We start from the raw sequence: 14646 nt of genomic DNA, 5'->3' as shown, positions 1-14646 counted from the left end.
AACATATGCCGGTGCTTTCCGAAACCTGACCTGACTTCCGACCGCCTGACTCCTATCCGGCCCTTGGAATCCAGGTCTTTCCAAGGAGTCATCATGGCTAAGATCAAACTCACTAAGTCCGCTGTCGATGCGGCGCAACCCCAGGCAGAGGCCGTCGAACTCCGGGACACGCTGGTCCCCGGCTTCCTGTGCAAGATTACCCCGGCGGGTCGCAAGGTGTTCATGCTCCAGTACCGGACGAACGCTGGCGAGCGCCGCAAGCCCTCGCTAGGACTGTACGGGGAGCTGACCGTCGAACAGGCGCGGTCGCTGGCGCAGGAATGGCTGGCCCAAGTCCGCCGAGGCGGAGATCCCGCCGCAGAGAAGGCGGAGGCGCGCCAGGCACCTACGATCAAGGAGCTATGCACGAAGTTCATGGAGGACTACTCCAAGAAGCGCAACAAGCTCAGCACCCAAGCCGGCTATCAGGCTGTCATCAATCGCAACATTATTCCGCTGCTGGGACGCAAGAAAGTTCAGGACGTGAAGCGTCCTGAAATCGCCGGACTGATGGAAAAGCTTTCGTACAAGCAGACCGAGGCGAACAAGGTATTCAGCGTCTTGCGCAAGATGTTCAACATGGCCGAGGTATGGGGCTATCGGCCCGACGGTACCAACCCTTGCCGTCACGTCCCGATGTTCCCTGCCGGCAAATCGACTCACCTCATCAGCGACGAAGAAATGGGCAACCTGTTCCGACAGCTCGACAAGATCGAGTCGGAGGGGCTGGAGAACTACGTCATCCCTTTGGGAATCCGCCTGCAGTTCGAGTTCGCCGGCCGCCGCTCGGAAATCATCGCGCTGGAATGGAACTGGGTTGACTTGCAGAACCGGCGCGTCGTCTGGCCTGACAGCAAGACAGGCGGCATGTCTAAGCCCATGAGCGAGGAAGCCTATCGGCTACTCTCGACGGCACCCCGGCAGGAGGGTAGCCGCTATGTGCTGCCTTCTCCTAGCCACGCTGGCAAGCATCTAACCACGGGCGAGTATTACGGTGGCTGGAGCCGTGCGCTCAAGGCGGCTGGCGCTACGCACGTGGGCACGCACGGCATCCGCCACCGTTCGGCGACCGACATTGCCAATTCGGGCATCCCGGTCAAGGTCGGCATGGCGCTAACGGCGCACAAGACCGTCGTCATGTTCATGCGCTACGTCCACACCGAGGATAAGCCGGTGCGAGAGGCGGCCGAACTGGTGGCGAATCGGCGTAAGACGATCACCGGGATGCAGGGAGCCAAGGAGGTGGCCGCATGACCCGGCGCAAGGCATCCGTCTCAGCGCCAGCAGCGCCGCCCGCGCTGCTGGGCGACATCCGGGCACTGATCGAAGCGTCGCGCCAGCGCGTCGCCTCGGCGGTCAATGCCGAGCTGACATTGCTGTTCTGGCGCATTGGCCAGCGCATCCATACGGAAGTGCTTGCCGGGCAGCGGGCCGGGTACGGCGACGAAATCCTGCCGACCCTGGCGGCGCAGCTTGTCCGCGACTACGGACGTAGCTTCGCGGACAAGAACCTGCGCCGGATGGTGCAGTTCGCCGCCACCTTCTCGGACGAGCCAATTGTCGTGACGCTGTCACGACAATTGAGCTGGTCGCATTTCGTGGCGCTGCTGCCGCTAAAAGACCCGCTCCAGCGGGACTACTACGTGCAAATGGCCAGCGCCGAACGCTGGAGCGTGCGGACGCTACGCGAGCGCATCGACTCGATGCTATACGAGCGCACGGCGCTGTCCAAGAAGCCGGACGAGACGATCACGCAAGAGCTGGCGGCGATGCGCGATGCGCAGCGCATGTCGCCGGCGCTGGTCATGCGCGACCCGTACATCCTCGACTTCCTGGGCCTGCGCGATACCTGGCAGGAAGGCGACCTGGAAGCCGCGATCATCCGCGAAATGGAGTCTTTTTTGCTGGAGTTGGGCGCGGGCTTCTCTTTCCTAGCCCGGCAGAAACGCATCCAGATCGACGACGAGGATTTCCACCTGGACCTGCTGTTCTATAACCGCAAGCTGCGGCGGCTGGTGGCGGTGGAGTTGAAGATCGGCGAGTTCAAGGCAGCATACAAGGGGCAGATGGAGCTTTATTTGCGTTGGCTCGACAAGCACGAACGCGAACCGGAGGAAGCCTCGCCGCTGGGCATCATTCTTTGTACCGGCAAGAAGTCAGAGCAGATCGAGTTGCTGGAGCTGGACAAGTCGGGCATCCACGTAGCCGAATACCTGACGACCCTGCCGCCGCGTGCGGTGCTGGGGGAGCGGTTGCAGCAGGCGACCGAACGGGCGCGGTTGCAGATCGAGCAGCGGCAGCCTGGCGAGAAGTCCTGACAGCAGCATCTGTCCAACCGTACACCCAAACCACAGCACGAGCATGTGGCAACGGATCTCTTGCTCTATCGAGGCTCCATGCTAGTGTGGAATCGCCATAGGCCGATAAGGAACTGGCCTGCGGCTCAAGGATGCGCTGGGGCTAGTGGGCGCGAGCGCCCAATCACATGATTATCGCGGGCAGCAGCGCCATGTTCTATGCCGATCGCTGTTTTAATTAAATATCTCAAACTATAAAGTCAGTTAATTTTTTCAAAATATTCACGAATCAAGTCATCATTTTTTAAATACGAATCGAGAACCTGGGTGATGCTGCCAACTTACTGATTTAGTGTATGATGGTGTTTTTGAGGTGCTCCAGTGGCTTCTGTTTCTATCAGCTGTCCCTCCTGTTCAGCTACTGACGGGGTGGTGCGTAACGGCAAAAGCACTGCCGGACATCAGCGCTATCTCTGCTCTCACTGCCGTAAAACATGGCAACTGCAGTTCACTTACACCGCTTCTCAACCCGGTACGCACCAGAAAATCATTGATATGGCCATGAATGGCGTTGGATGCCGGGCAACCGCCCGCATTATGGGCGTTGGCCTCAACACGATTTTCCGCCATTTAAAAAACTCAGGCCGCAGTCGGTAACCTCGCGCATACAGCCGGGCAGTGACGTCATCGTCTGCGCGGAAATGGACGAACAGTGGGGATACGTCGGGGCTAAATCGCGCCAGCGCTGGCTGTTTTACGCGTATGACAGGCTCCGGAAGACGGTTGTTGCGCACGTATTCGGTGAACGCACGATGGCGACGCTGGGGCGTCTTATGAGCCTGCTGTCACCCTTTGACGTGGTGATATGGATGACGGATGGCTGGCCGCTGTATGAATCCCGCCTGAAGGGAAAGCTGCACGTAATCAGCAAGCGATATACGCAGCGAATTGAGCGGCATAACCTGAATCTGAGGCAGCACCTGGCACGGCTGGGACGGAAGTCGCTGTCGTTCTCAAAATCGGTGGAGCTGCATGACAAAGTCATCGGGCATTATCTGAACATAAAACACTATCAATAAGTTGGAGTCATTACCGAGAACCTGAAACAGAAAAAGATCCCCGCTAATATTTATATCAAACGGGATCATTGAGTTATCTATTTTGAATGTCTTTATTTTTCTATGCCCCTTGATGTTGGCATTGCTCAATCTTTCTTGATAGCTATCCAACGTATATACGATAAATTCGTGATCCAAGTGAGTTATAAAAAAATCATCGCCTTTTGAACTGTATTCAAGATGGATGACTTGCGTTACGACGTCGTCGCCTGCCACCTCAAAGTCCTCCATCAATTCTTCAAAAGTCAAACTTAGCTTCTCTGCGTCATGGTGAATCCATAGATTGTTCTCATATTTATCGGTGGAGTAGAACTTTGACAATCTAGGAAGGGAAGATATTTTCAATCGCAACGGAGCGCCAAACTCCATCTCCTCCATTGCAGGGACATAATCGGAGACGTAATCAATCCTGAATGCTATTTCGGACAGCATTCCTTTTTCAATGAGTTCCTCGATAGAGGTAAGCAGCTTCCTCGGAACTTTTATCCAGAAGTGTCGCCCTATGCGTTCATCGCGTATTGTCTGACTATCCTTGTCGTTGAATATCTGAATATTCTCGTTCAGGCTGACAAGACTATATTTAGAGAACTGAGCATCTTCCTTTCTTATGTCAATTCCAATTTTCTCGTACTCACGTTCAACTACCTTGGAATATTTTAGCTCCAGCATCTCAGCCCTCCCCATGATTGATTGGTGCTTGGAATAAAAAATGCAGCCAATGCGATAATTTGCGTAATTTTCTTTTATGTACGAAACACCATCTTCGTCATGGATATGCTTGTAGGAATTGTTGAGAATTTCTAGCGATCCCGGATACTCGTTGAGATAATTATTTAAGTAGTCCATTAAATGCTGGATTGTCTTTATAGCCAATCGCTTGTCCACTAGATCAAGCTGTGGCCCATAAAACTTGGCTGCGTTTGGATGGTCGCGTTTGGCTTCAAATTCTTTCAGAATGGCCGCCTTTTCATTCATGCAGCCCTCCGTATAAGCACGCATTACGTCTGCCTGAAAGCTCTCATTTGCCAGAGAGGTTTGGATGAGGGGAAGCAATTTCTTGACAAAGATCGGGTCTTTATTAAGAAAGACGTAGCAAAATTTCCCAAAGCTGAATAACGCGATTTTTTCCGAAGAAAATTCATTGATTTCTTCAAAGATATTTTTCATATTTTTTACTCAACTCGCCGTAGTCCAAATAGTAAGCGACGGAACCTTGAGCGTCTCCACTTTGTGGATCGCGCTGCTCCACGTTCGCTATTCGCTCATCCCTGACGGGACTGGCATTCGCCAGCCCTCCACGGCCCGACACTGTGATCCGGGCCTGCGCGCTCCGCTTGCATGTTGAGCTGGCGACAGCAGGGCATGCAGAGCGAGCCGCGCGCAGATGATTCAGCCAAACGCTAAACAAAGCTGTAGGGCATCCCATAGAGAGCGCGGTTGCGCTACTCGTGATTTCTATGGAATTTGATCGTATCCAAAACTGCATGAGGCAAGCTTGCGAGTTACTTGATACTCTTCGCCAGAATACTGGCGAACTCGACCTCGTTCCGAAACAAGGTGCAGGTTCTTCCTTGCCCGCGAACCAATGACATACAGCAATTTCATCGCGCTTTCTTGACCGTTCGGATCATTGAAATGCGGCACCATATCTTCTAATAATGCATAAGCGATCACTGCATCGAACTCGGCTCCCTTGACGCCGTGTATCGTCGAGATGGTGATTCCAGTCCTATGCTGAAATACCTTCCTGAATGTCTCAATATCGCCTATAAATTCGCTACCTTCACTCTTCAATCGATTTACCCGGGCTTGCGAACTATCGAAGAAGGCAACGTGATGCTCTTGAAGCAGCGTGAAAAGGCGAAAGTCGATTGCTAAGTTTGCAAACAGACGCTCGAAAAATGCGCTCAAGTAGGTAAGACCATCTGTTTCATCGATCTTAATTGCATTGCACTCCCTCAACAAGGACCTCCGCGTGAGCTTCGACACGCTAGCCCCGGCCGCCTCTAGGTCATTCAGAATCTCCCCGGCCCACCGCAGTCTGCGCACATACATTCCCGGCGATGCCTGAGTAAGTGCAATCTTAGAAAGCCTGTACCAGAAATTCTCTGTGTCCCGTGCAAAGGGAACCATACCGGGGCCATCGAATGAGTACTCCGGCATGCTGGCGACCAAACGACGTGTCATGCTTGCAAGATGCGTCCACTGTGGCGCGAGAATGCACACCTCGTGAGGTGAGATGCCCATAGTCTCAATGTTGAAACGGATGAGCCGGATGAGCTCAGCGTCCAGATCATTTTTGCTCACTGTGTCGTCGAATGAAATAAGGCTTGGGTACGCCTTGTCCTCGGATGCGGCTTCGATGCGTGTGTTGTGAACGTTGTAGTTTCCGAAGTACTCAATGATGCGCTCAGAAGAACGGTAGTTCCGCGACAGTTCGAGTTCGTCCAAATCGATATTGGCCATCGCCTTGAAATCCTCGAAGGCAATCGGATATCCGCCAAGCGATTGATAAATCGCCTGGTTAGGATCTCCGACAATAAAGGCCTTGGTCGCACCTTGACCAGCTTTCAGAATGGCGGTGATGATCGAATACTGAATTCGTTTGGTGTCCTGATACTCGTCGATCAGCACGAAAGAGAACAACTGTGCCAGAAGAGTGCTGATCGCAGGATGACGTGCGATCAGTTGGTACGCATAGTAAAGAATGAGCTCAAAGTCTAGCTGCCGACTTTCGTGCAGAATCTCAAAATACTTGCCCAATATGACGTGAAGACCCGAATGCTTCCAATCTTGTGGGCAGGAGAGCACATATCCAGTTTCGGTGTAATAAAACTCACAATCCCAGAATGTTATTTTTGGCTTCTGGTAAGGCTTGCACAATGCCTCCAGGATTTTCTCGCGCTCATGCTGATCGATCACACGGAAGCCTCGATCCAACGCTTCGTGATAGATGCCGTACGGTTTCAATATCCATTCAAGACAGAACGAATGTATCGTTCCTATCCATAATCGGGATGTATCCACCCCAAGGCTCTCAATGCGCTCGTGGATTTCGTCGGCGGCACGGTGCGTATAAGTGATGGCAACGACAAACTGCTTGTTCGATTTCAGCCTGGACAACTCATAGGCGATTTTGTAGGTGAGCGTGCGCGTTTTCCCGCTGCCCGGGCAAGCGATGAGAAAGACGCTCCCTGGCTTCAGAATGGCTGCTTCCTGCTCGGGATTCAGATCATCTTTGTTCCACATGAACATGATCAGAACACCGCGAGTACATCGTTGATGCGATCATCTGGGAACGTGGCAAGCATCTCGTTTCGGATGCCGACGAAGTCGATGTCTCCATTTCGGAAGGCCAGCAGCTTGGCCCTAAAGTCGTCGAATACGGCAGACGCAGTGAAGATATCTTCTGCATCGATGTAGTTCACGCGGTAGCTCAGCACGTTAAACCAGACTTCCTTAGTGACCACCGGATGCGCAAAAGCGATGGCGTCCAAGATGTACTTCGGAATGGCGGTCTGCGGATCGATCTTCTTTCCCAGCAAGATGGCAAACCATCCCTTGCCGTAGTTGTCCGCCATGGTCAATGCGCGCTGACCGAACAACGCGATGTCCGCTGATTCGAGCTCCGCCTTGGCCGTCGCGATGGTTGGTGCATCCTTGTAGACATCAGGAAGGATGCCGACCACCTTACGCGCATTGCCGGCGGCAATGAAGTCGACCTCGAAGGTATGGGGGGCAAAGAATGGAGAAACCCACCCGTTATCTTTGAAGGTGTCTTCCAATAACGCTTTCCTGGCGACCCCTTTTTCCTGGGATGCCTGATACTTGCCCTTGCGCCGGAGCAGCCCTTCGGAGTCTCCCGCCGCCGGCGTTGTGTCAATGATGGACTTGTCAAGGTCGGTGACGATGCTGCACCGCTTCCGGATTCGGGCATCATCGAAAAGAACCGCGACGTTCTGAAATCCAGTGCTGCGGATATTAATTAAACTGATGCCGAGTTCATCAAGGCTGACGCCTAGCACGTTCTTGATCAGGATCGGAACGAGAATTTCTTCTGCATCGCCCTCCACTAAGAGGACGCTCTTGGCAAACAACAAGTTGCTACGGACAGCATCCAGGTAGCGTTGAATGTTGCCGATCTCTTCTGGGTTTAGGCCAATTGCAGGCTGGTATGCCTCGCAACGATCACCTTCTCTGCCGAGGATGTTCACGTTCTGAACATTGCTGACCTCAGAGATGTGCGTCGAATGGGTCGAATAAATGATCTGTGTGTCGTCGTATTTGAGCTTGTCGAACAGTGTTTTCTGGATATGTGTGTGAATGTGAGCTTCCGGCTCTTCGATAAGCAGAAAGTTGGCGATCGACTGTTTAGCCTTTTGATACTTGAATTCAAGCAGTTTCAACGTGAGGAATATCAGGTTTGCTCCACCAAGGCTCAGCTCGTGGATCGGTCCTTCGTGGCTCTCCCCCGATTCGCCAACGAACAGCTTGAGCGACTGGAACAACTTGTCAGCTTCGTCTGGCAGATCCGACTTGATAGAAAGAGAAGACGGCGAATACGCCTCACCCGCCGCATCCTTGATGGTGTCTCTGATATCCGTCCGGACGACCTGCACGTCTGGCAACGCTTCGATGGAGTCATTCAATGCCTTTACCCCGTCGGTGATAGCCTGGAACGCCACGGGGTCGATATCGCCGCTCTTGCCCTTCAGAAGCGAAAAGAGCGGATTTGTCCGGTTGTTGTGAAATTCGGAGACGACGTCCCGTAGCGCCTGGACGAAAGTGAACGAAATTTCTTTGGAGACGGACAGCACGTTCGGAATCTTCGCGCCGATAACACGAAATTCAACCTCTTCATTGAATCGAACATTCGCGAAGTCGCCGACCACATCCTTATAGAAGGCCTCGTCGTTGAAGTCGGCTTCACTCCGACCTGTGAAAATCGTTTCATAGTCGTCGATGGTGACCGGGTTCAGGATAGCGTCGAGGCCTGCCTGATCACCATCGTTCAATTGAGAAAGTCGCAGCCTGATTTCCTTCTTCGGACGAAAGATCAGGTTGTAAGTGGCCTTGCCGTTCGCCTCTTCCTCAATTACGCCCGTCCCATGTCGGAAGAGCGCCTGCACTGATTCATCCGCAGAGATTTCCTCAAACTCAAGACTGATGATGATCCAATGTCCCTGCCAGCGCCCTAGGCCGCGATGAAAGTCGGTATGCTCCAGCCGGTAGGCAGAGCGAATCATGTTGTCATCAAGCAGCAATCTGATTGCGCGAAAGAGATTGGTTTTGCCAGATCCATTTTCGCCGATGACAGTGTTGATACCCTTCTGGAACAGCAGCTTCGTGTTGGGAAAGTTCCGGTAGTTGACCAGGCTGAGCTTGGATATATGCATTTGATTCAATCTTGTTGTTGAAATCCACATGCCGATCGGCCGATGGATTGGTTGAACACTGCAGCCATTGATCCCAACTACGGAATGGCCAACTGTCAGTTGGTTTTAGAACGGCACCGTGTCTAAGGTAGGAATCGGTTGGAGCGCATTTTTAATCTCGGTTAGCCTTGCAAGTAGTTCATCGAAAGTCACGATCACGATCTCTGCGAACGCATTTCGAACGAGCTCGAATGACTTTCTTTGCTGATGCTCTTGTGGCGTCATGCCAGCGACAACTATGCAGCGAACCGCATAGCTGTGGAGGTCGTATCGGTTCATGTTATTTTTTATGACGGGTAGTTCACTCTGCAATTTGAAACGCTGATCTAGAATTTGAGCAATCGCTCCACCCAATTCTGTCGATGGGCCAAAAACATCATCTCCACGATAGGGAGATTTTCCTAGCAGTTCGGTTTGCGGCTTTTTTATCTCAATGAGGCCAAGATTGCCCGTGGAAGCGGATGCGTATAGAAAATCTGAAAATTTTCCGCCGGACCCGTTAAGTCGCTTGCCACCTGCATAAGCTTGCCCCTGAACCAGCATGGCTGGAACGGCAAATGCAAGACTAAGTATGAAAGGATTTTCCAGAAAGAAGCTTTGCCACTTGCTTTCCGTCAGTCCTTTTCCAAGCATTTCCTGGTATCGCTCAATCAGTTGATTCAGTGTGATGAGCTCAATATCATTCTTTAATGCCAGCAGCGAGCGCGGCTCAGATTCCGCCAGTGCTTCTATATTGTCTTGAACCATGCGAACAGCGGCGCGCCGATCACGCTTGGAAAGCGTCACATGCTGCCGCCCACCATCGGTCATTTCCGTTAGTGCATCAGGTCTTACGCTCTTCTTTAGAGCGGGAAATTGTGCTGAATCGGCAGCATGTAATAAGGTCTGGTAGACATGAAATTGCTTGTCCTTGCGCGCGTCTCTCTGGTGGCGAGAGGCTATGCGATTTAATTCTTTTCTTAATTCATGAAATCTTCTTATTCCGAGAATAAAGAATGGCGAATCAATTTTCGCGTCATTTCCTTTGTGGACAATGAGTATGCTTACGTTTTCTAAGCTGGCGGCTGTTTCGCAAATTTGCCGATATTCCCACAGAAGCCCCAAACCGAATCGAAAATCTTTGGCAAACCCATCCGGCAACTGCTCAAGAAGCCCAACGACATCGTCAGTAGTCTCTGGCAGTATGTAGGGCTCGATAACAGGCCGAGCGACGACGATGCGTTCAAGGGTGCCGTATTTAGGTTGCAGGTAATCGTCGCGATCTTCTCGAATATTAAGAGGCCAAATGGTCAATCTGTCTGGACACACATTGAGCAGTCTCGCTATTGGCGAATCCGGCTTGCGCTCCGCTGCGGGAATATCAGTGAAGAAAACGTTAATGCCTTCCTCTTCCGGTTCGGCTGCTTCAATGACAAGGAAGGGGCCGCCGTCCAAACGCTCACGTTGATTGAATGCTGAAGGTCTGATAGATGCCATGAACTATTCTTGATCCCTACTGTTCAGAGAAACGATTTGCGGGCCTTGCCTCAGCGCAACCTTATGGTGCCTTCCGATCAGAATCGGACGACACACGATTGATGTCAAAGGGGAGTGCCTTATCTGCCGCGATTCGGGTCAGCAGCATCCGAATCGCATCCGAAATTGATAACCCCATTTCAGCCAGAACAACAGTTGCGGCTTCTTTAATCTGCCCGTCAATCCGGGCACGAACGACGTCGTTACTTGCCATTGTTGCGCTCACAATAGATGTAGCTACATTGTGGCTCATAAGTACTATTGCGTCACTTACATTTTGTTGTGAACAGTAGAGCATCCCGGCGTGCCGCCGTCGGGCTCGCGGGCGTTGCCCCGCGCCTCGTGCCGAGTCGCGGCCATGCGGCTTTGATCCCTGATGCCTCCGGCCGTCTCTTCGCTCCTGGCCTGCGCGCGGCGCTTGCCCTCCAGGGGATCGGCTGGACAGCCCATCCCCGCCGCGCCTTGCTTGGCGCCCCTCGCATGCACCGAACAGGTTGCACCTGATCGACCAACAGCCATCCAGCTAGGCGTGCCGCTGGCACGCAGGGGCGCTCGCCGCGCGGCGTTGGTTTCAGCGCACCCCCTGGCCCATTGGCCGCTGTTCGTCTTTCCCCAAGTTCATCGCTTTTTCCCGCGACCGTAGCCCGCGGTGCCTGGCCGTCAAGGCGCGCAGGGCCGAGTCCTCGCTGCGCTGCGGGCCGCACCAACCCTGCGCTTCTCCCTTGACGGCCAGTCCCTCGCTGGCCCGGTTTTTCGCGGGCGATGAACTCAGGAAAGACGGCGGCAAACAGGACCGGCCCAGGTCTCTGCGCCGAACCAACCGAAGCCACAACGGGCTCCGAATCTTGGAATCCGGTCAGCTTTGAAACCACAGCAACTCATTGGAGAAAACCATGCAACTCGCATCTCGATTCGCTTCCCATTCCCCGACGCTGCGCAGTGACTACCCGCTGTCCGACGACCAAATCCGCCGCGTAGCCCCGTCCATCTTCGCGGAGGCCCCGCACGATAGCCGCTCCGAACGGTACGCCTACATTCCCACCGCCGCCGTGCTGGCGGAACTGCGCAAGGAAGGGTTTGAACCCTTCATGGCAGCGCAAACCCGCGTGCGGCACGACGACCGCCGCGACTACACCAAACACATGATTCGCCTGCGCCATGCCAGTCAGATCAACGGCGCGGAAGCCAATGAAATCGTGCTGCTGAACTCGCACGACGGCACCAGCAGCTATCAGATGCTGGCCGGAATGTTCCGGTTCGTTTGCAGCAATGGCCTTGTGTGCGGCGATACCGTGGCCGATGTGCGCGTGCCGCACAAGGGCGACGTGGCCGGTTCTGTCATCGAAGGCGCTTTCGAGGTGTTGAGCGGCTTCGAACGCGTGAAGGAATCCCGCGACCTGATGCGCGCTATCACGCTGGACGAAGGCGAAGCCGAAGTGTTCGCCCGTTCCGCGCTGGCCCTCAAGTACGACCCCACCGATAACAAGCCCGCGCCCATCACGGAAAGCCAAATCCTGATGCCGCGCCGGTTCGACGACCGCCGCCCGGACTTGTGGAGCGTGTTCAACCGCACCCAAGAAAACCTGACCAAAGGCGGATTGCATGGCCGCAGCGCCAACGGACGCCGCCAGCAGACCCGCCCCGTGCAGGGCATTGATTCCGATGTGCGCCTCAATCGCGCCCTCTGGATGTTGGCCGATGGCCTGCGCCAGTTGAAGGCCTGATTCCCCACGCGGCAGGGGCAGGCAGCAGCCCTTGCCGCTTTCTTCGCTGCTGCATCCCTGAACCGATAGGAGTTATCACCATGAACGCCGTTACCCAAACCGAAGCCCGCGCCCTCAACACCGCCGCCGCTATCCCGCTGGAAGCCGCCGACCCGACCAAGAACCTGATTTTGGTTCCGCTGTCGCGGCTGGTGTCGCGTCCTGCTGGCCGCAACGTGCGCAAGACCCCGCGCATGTCCATTCCCGAACTCGCCGCGAGCATTCAGCGTGTCGGCCTGCTGCAAAACCTCATCGTCATTGCCGCCGCCGATGGCGAGCATTACGAAGTCGTGGCCGGTGGCCGCAGGCTGGCCGCGTTGAAGCTGCTGGCGAAGAAGCGCCGCATCAGCAAGGAATGGGAAGTGCCTTGCCTGTTGGTGGCCGATGGCACCGCCCGCACGGCCAGCCTCACCGAGAACGTGCAGCGCGAAGCCATGCACCCCGCCGACCAGTTCGAGGCATTCGCCGCGCTGGTGGCCGAAGGCCGACCCATCGAGGACATAGCCGCCGATTTCAGCGTCACGCCGCTGGTGGTGCAGCGCCGCTTGAAGCTGGCGAACGTCTCGCCCCGGCTGCTGGCCGACTACCGCGCCGAAGCCGTGACGCTCGATCAGTTGATGGCCCTTGCCATCACCGACGACCACGCCGCGCAGGAAACCGCGTTCTACGACGCGCCGACGTGGCAGCGCAACCCTTCCCAATTGCGCGACCGCCTCACCGAGCGCGAGATTGACGCATACCGGCATCCGCTGGTGCGTTTCGTGGGGCTGGATACCTACGGAGCCGCAGGCGGTGGTGTGCGCCGTGACCTGTTCGCGGAAGGTGACGCGGGCGTGTATCTGACCGATGCCGCGCTGCTGGAACGGCTGGCGCAAGACAAGCTGGCAGGTATCGCCGCCGAGGTGAAGGACGAAGGCTGGGCGTGGGTGGATGCCACCCCCGCCGTGACCCATGCCGACCTGCACGCCTTCCAGCGTGCGCCGAGGGAGCGCCGCGAACCGAACAAGCGCGAAGCGCAGCGCATCGAGAAGCTGCAAACCAAGATGCACGAACTGGCCGCCGCCGTGGATGACGCGCTTGATACCGAAGACGAGGAAAAGGCCGATGCCTTGCAGGAAGAAGGCGAAGCCGTGGGCGAGCAGTTGCAGGCGCTGGAAGATGGCTTGCAGGACTACGGCACGACCGTGAAGGCCGCAGCCGGTGCCATCGTCACCATCGACCGCAACGGGCAGGCAGTGATTCATCGCGGGTTGATGCGCGAGGCCGAGGCCAAGGCGCTGCGCACACTGGAACGCCTGCGCCAAGGTTTCGGCAGCGAAAGCGAAGCCGGGAACGACGACGAAGGCGAGGACGACGAGCAGCCCAAGACCGCCGCCATGTCCGACAAGCTGGCGCAGCGGTTGAGCGCCCACCGCACCGCCGCGCTGCAAATCGAAGTCGCCCGGCATCCGCAAGTGGCGCTGGCCGCGCTGGTGCATGGCATGGTGCAGACCGTCTTGCAGGGCAGCCACTACGGCCACGACTTGCCGCTGGGCGTGAGCCTGAAAGCGCAAGACCGGCTGGAAGGCATCGCCCCGGATATACCGGATTCGCCCGCCGCCGTGGCGCTGCGCGAGTTGCAGCAGGTAGCAGGCGAAGGCTTGCCGGAGGACAGCGCCGAACTGTTCGCCGTGCTGCTAGCGAAGTCGCAAGATGAACTGGTGCGGCTGCTGGCGATATCCGTGGCCGTCACGGTGGACGTGGTGACACCCCGCGCCACGCCGCAGCAACCGGGCGCGGAACTGGCGCAGGCTGTCGGCTTGGACATGGCCGCATGGTGGAAGCCCACCAATGAGGGTTATTTCCGGCATGTGCCGAAGGCCGCGATTCTGGAAGCCGTGGAGCAGTACGCCCCGGCGCACGTCACCCGGCTGGCGAAGTTGAAGAAGGCCGACATTGCCAGCGAAGCCGAGCGGCTGGCCGATGGCACCGGCTGGATGCCTGCCATCTTCAAGGCCGAAGGCACCGACGACACCACGGCGCAGGATGCGCCGCAGGCGGTGACGAACGACGAGCCGGAAGCCATCGACAACGACGACGAGCAGCAGGCCCACGCACTCGCCGCCTGACCTTCACCACCACCGAGCGCCCCGGTTTCGGCCGGGGCGCTTCGCTGTTCCATCAGCATCGGCCCCAGGCCGTTCCGCCCTGGTGCCGATGGTCAAAAATCCGGGCGCGGCGGTGGCCGCGCCCGGTTTCCAAGCCCAAAGCCAGAACGCCCCTTCGCCGCCTTCGGGCGGACGGCGAAGGGGCGGCGCACAAGTGACCTTGTGCGCGGGAAACCCTCGAAGCCCATAAGTGCGTCGGCGCACAGCGCCGACGACATTCCGAACGCGCCCCACCGCAATGGACGGGCGTGTGGGGCTACGCCCCGGCTTGCTGCCGCAGGTTGCACGAAAGCGTGCCGTCCTCGACGCTGGCGGTTCGTCGCCTGTACGTC

General features: G+C 56.0%; 10 protein-coding genes. 5 read left to right on the top strand and 5 right to left on the bottom strand.

Annotation, left to right across the window (positions count from 1 at the left end; translation table 11 throughout):
- Positions 1-93 precede the first annotated feature (93 nt).
- The 3 genes from ACQG11_RS25115 (at position 94) to ACQG11_RS25105 (ending at position 3415) form a co-directional block, all read left to right on the top strand.
- Positions 94-1293: a tyrosine-type recombinase/integrase gene (locus tag ACQG11_RS25115; RefSeq protein ID WP_022652142.1), complete on the top strand. Its 1200-nt coding sequence runs from the start codon at positions 94-96 to the stop codon at positions 1291-1293.
- Positions 1290-2357 carry a PDDEXK nuclease domain-containing protein gene (locus tag ACQG11_RS25110; protein WP_004883035.1) on the top strand — a complete coding sequence of 356 codons (1068 nt, stop codon included), beginning with the start codon at positions 1290-1292 and terminating at the stop codon, positions 2355-2357. The genes ACQG11_RS25115 and ACQG11_RS25110 overlap by 4 nt, the downstream gene beginning before the upstream one ends.
- A 360-nt stretch (positions 2358-2717) precedes the next feature.
- Positions 2718-3415, top strand: a protein-coding gene (locus tag ACQG11_RS25105; protein ID WP_095033700.1) for an IS1-like element IS1B family transposase whose coding sequence is annotated in 2 segments (ribosomal slippage) — positions 2718-2967 and positions 2967-3415 — 699 coding nt in all. Because the reading frame shifts where the segments join, the coding sequence is not laid out codon by codon here.
- Here the strand turns inward: ACQG11_RS25105 and ACQG11_RS25100 are convergent.
- The 5 genes from ACQG11_RS25100 to ACQG11_RS25080 all read right to left on the bottom strand — a co-directional run bounded on the left by ACQG11_RS25100 (position 3350) and on the right by ACQG11_RS25080 (position 10618).
- On the bottom strand, positions 3350-4621 hold the full coding sequence (locus ACQG11_RS25100; RefSeq protein ID WP_259409761.1) for a hypothetical protein: 1272 nt from the start codon (positions 4619-4621) through the stop codon (positions 3350-3352). The two genes, ACQG11_RS25105 and ACQG11_RS25100, sit on opposite strands and share 66 nt — an antisense overlap.
- 288 nt (positions 4622-4909) lie before the next feature.
- Positions 4910-6709: a UvrD-helicase domain-containing protein gene (locus tag ACQG11_RS25095; protein WP_004883039.1), complete on the bottom strand. Its 1800-nt coding sequence runs from the start codon at positions 6707-6709 to the stop codon at positions 4910-4912.
- A gap of 2 nt (positions 6710-6711) precedes the next feature.
- Complete coding sequence (locus ACQG11_RS25090; protein ID WP_004883041.1) at positions 6712-8850, bottom strand: AAA family ATPase; 2139 nt, start codon at positions 8848-8850, stop codon at positions 6712-6714.
- A gap of 105 nt (positions 8851-8955) precedes the next feature.
- On the bottom strand, positions 8956-10365 hold the full coding sequence (locus ACQG11_RS25085) for a Shedu immune nuclease family protein (RefSeq protein WP_004883043.1): 1410 nt from the start codon (positions 10363-10365) through the stop codon (positions 8956-8958).
- A 61-nt stretch (positions 10366-10426) separates the two neighbouring features.
- A complete protein-coding gene (locus ACQG11_RS25080) occupies positions 10427-10618 on the bottom strand; it encodes a type II toxin-antitoxin system RelB/DinJ family antitoxin (protein WP_004883046.1) in 192 nt (63 codons plus the stop codon).
- 679 nt (positions 10619-11297) lie between these two features.
- Between ACQG11_RS25080 and ACQG11_RS25075 the strand changes: the two genes are divergently transcribed.
- Both ACQG11_RS25075 and ACQG11_RS25070 read left to right on the top strand, forming a co-directional pair.
- Entirely contained in the window at positions 11298-12128 is an 831-nt protein-coding gene (locus ACQG11_RS25075) for a DUF932 domain-containing protein (RefSeq protein ID WP_004883049.1), read from the top strand.
- 80 nt (positions 12129-12208) lie between these two features.
- A complete protein-coding gene (locus ACQG11_RS25070; protein WP_426728920.1) occupies positions 12209-14275 on the top strand; it encodes a ParB N-terminal domain-containing protein in 2067 nt (688 codons plus the stop codon).
- The last annotated feature ends 371 nt before the right edge of the window (positions 14276-14646 follow it).

This window comes from Enterobacter cloacae complex sp. 372C4, from assembly GCF_050030615.1.
Lineage (GTDB): Bacteria > Pseudomonadota > Gammaproteobacteria > Enterobacterales > Enterobacteriaceae > Enterobacter > Enterobacter intestinihominis.
This window is presented reverse-complemented; position numbering and strand designations above follow the sequence as displayed.

Coding starts and splice junctions, on each gene's coding strand:
- ACQG11_RS25115 (WP_022652142.1), top strand. CDS start 94: ATGGCTAAGATCAAACTCACTAAGTCCGCTGTCGATGCGGCGCAACCC.
- ACQG11_RS25110 (WP_004883035.1), top strand. CDS start 1,290: ATGACCCGGCGCAAGGCATCCGTCTCAGCGCCAGCAGCGCCGCCCGCG.
- ACQG11_RS25100 (WP_259409761.1), bottom strand. CDS start 4,621: ATGAAAAATATCTTTGAAGAAATCAATGAATTTTCTTCGGAAAAAATC.
- ACQG11_RS25095 (WP_004883039.1), bottom strand. CDS start 6,709: ATGTTCATGTGGAACAAAGATGATCTGAATCCCGAGCAGGAAGCAGCC.
- ACQG11_RS25090 (WP_004883041.1), bottom strand. CDS start 8,850: ATGCATATATCCAAGCTCAGCCTGGTCAACTACCGGAACTTTCCCAAC.
- ACQG11_RS25085 (WP_004883043.1), bottom strand. CDS start 10,365: ATGGCATCTATCAGACCTTCAGCATTCAATCAACGTGAGCGTTTGGAC.
- ACQG11_RS25080 (WP_004883046.1), bottom strand. CDS start 10,618: ATGGCAAGTAACGACGTCGTTCGTGCCCGGATTGACGGGCAGATTAAA.
- ACQG11_RS25075 (WP_004883049.1), top strand. CDS start 11,298: ATGCAACTCGCATCTCGATTCGCTTCCCATTCCCCGACGCTGCGCAGT.
- ACQG11_RS25070 (WP_426728920.1), top strand. CDS start 12,209: ATGAACGCCGTTACCCAAACCGAAGCCCGCGCCCTCAACACCGCCGCC.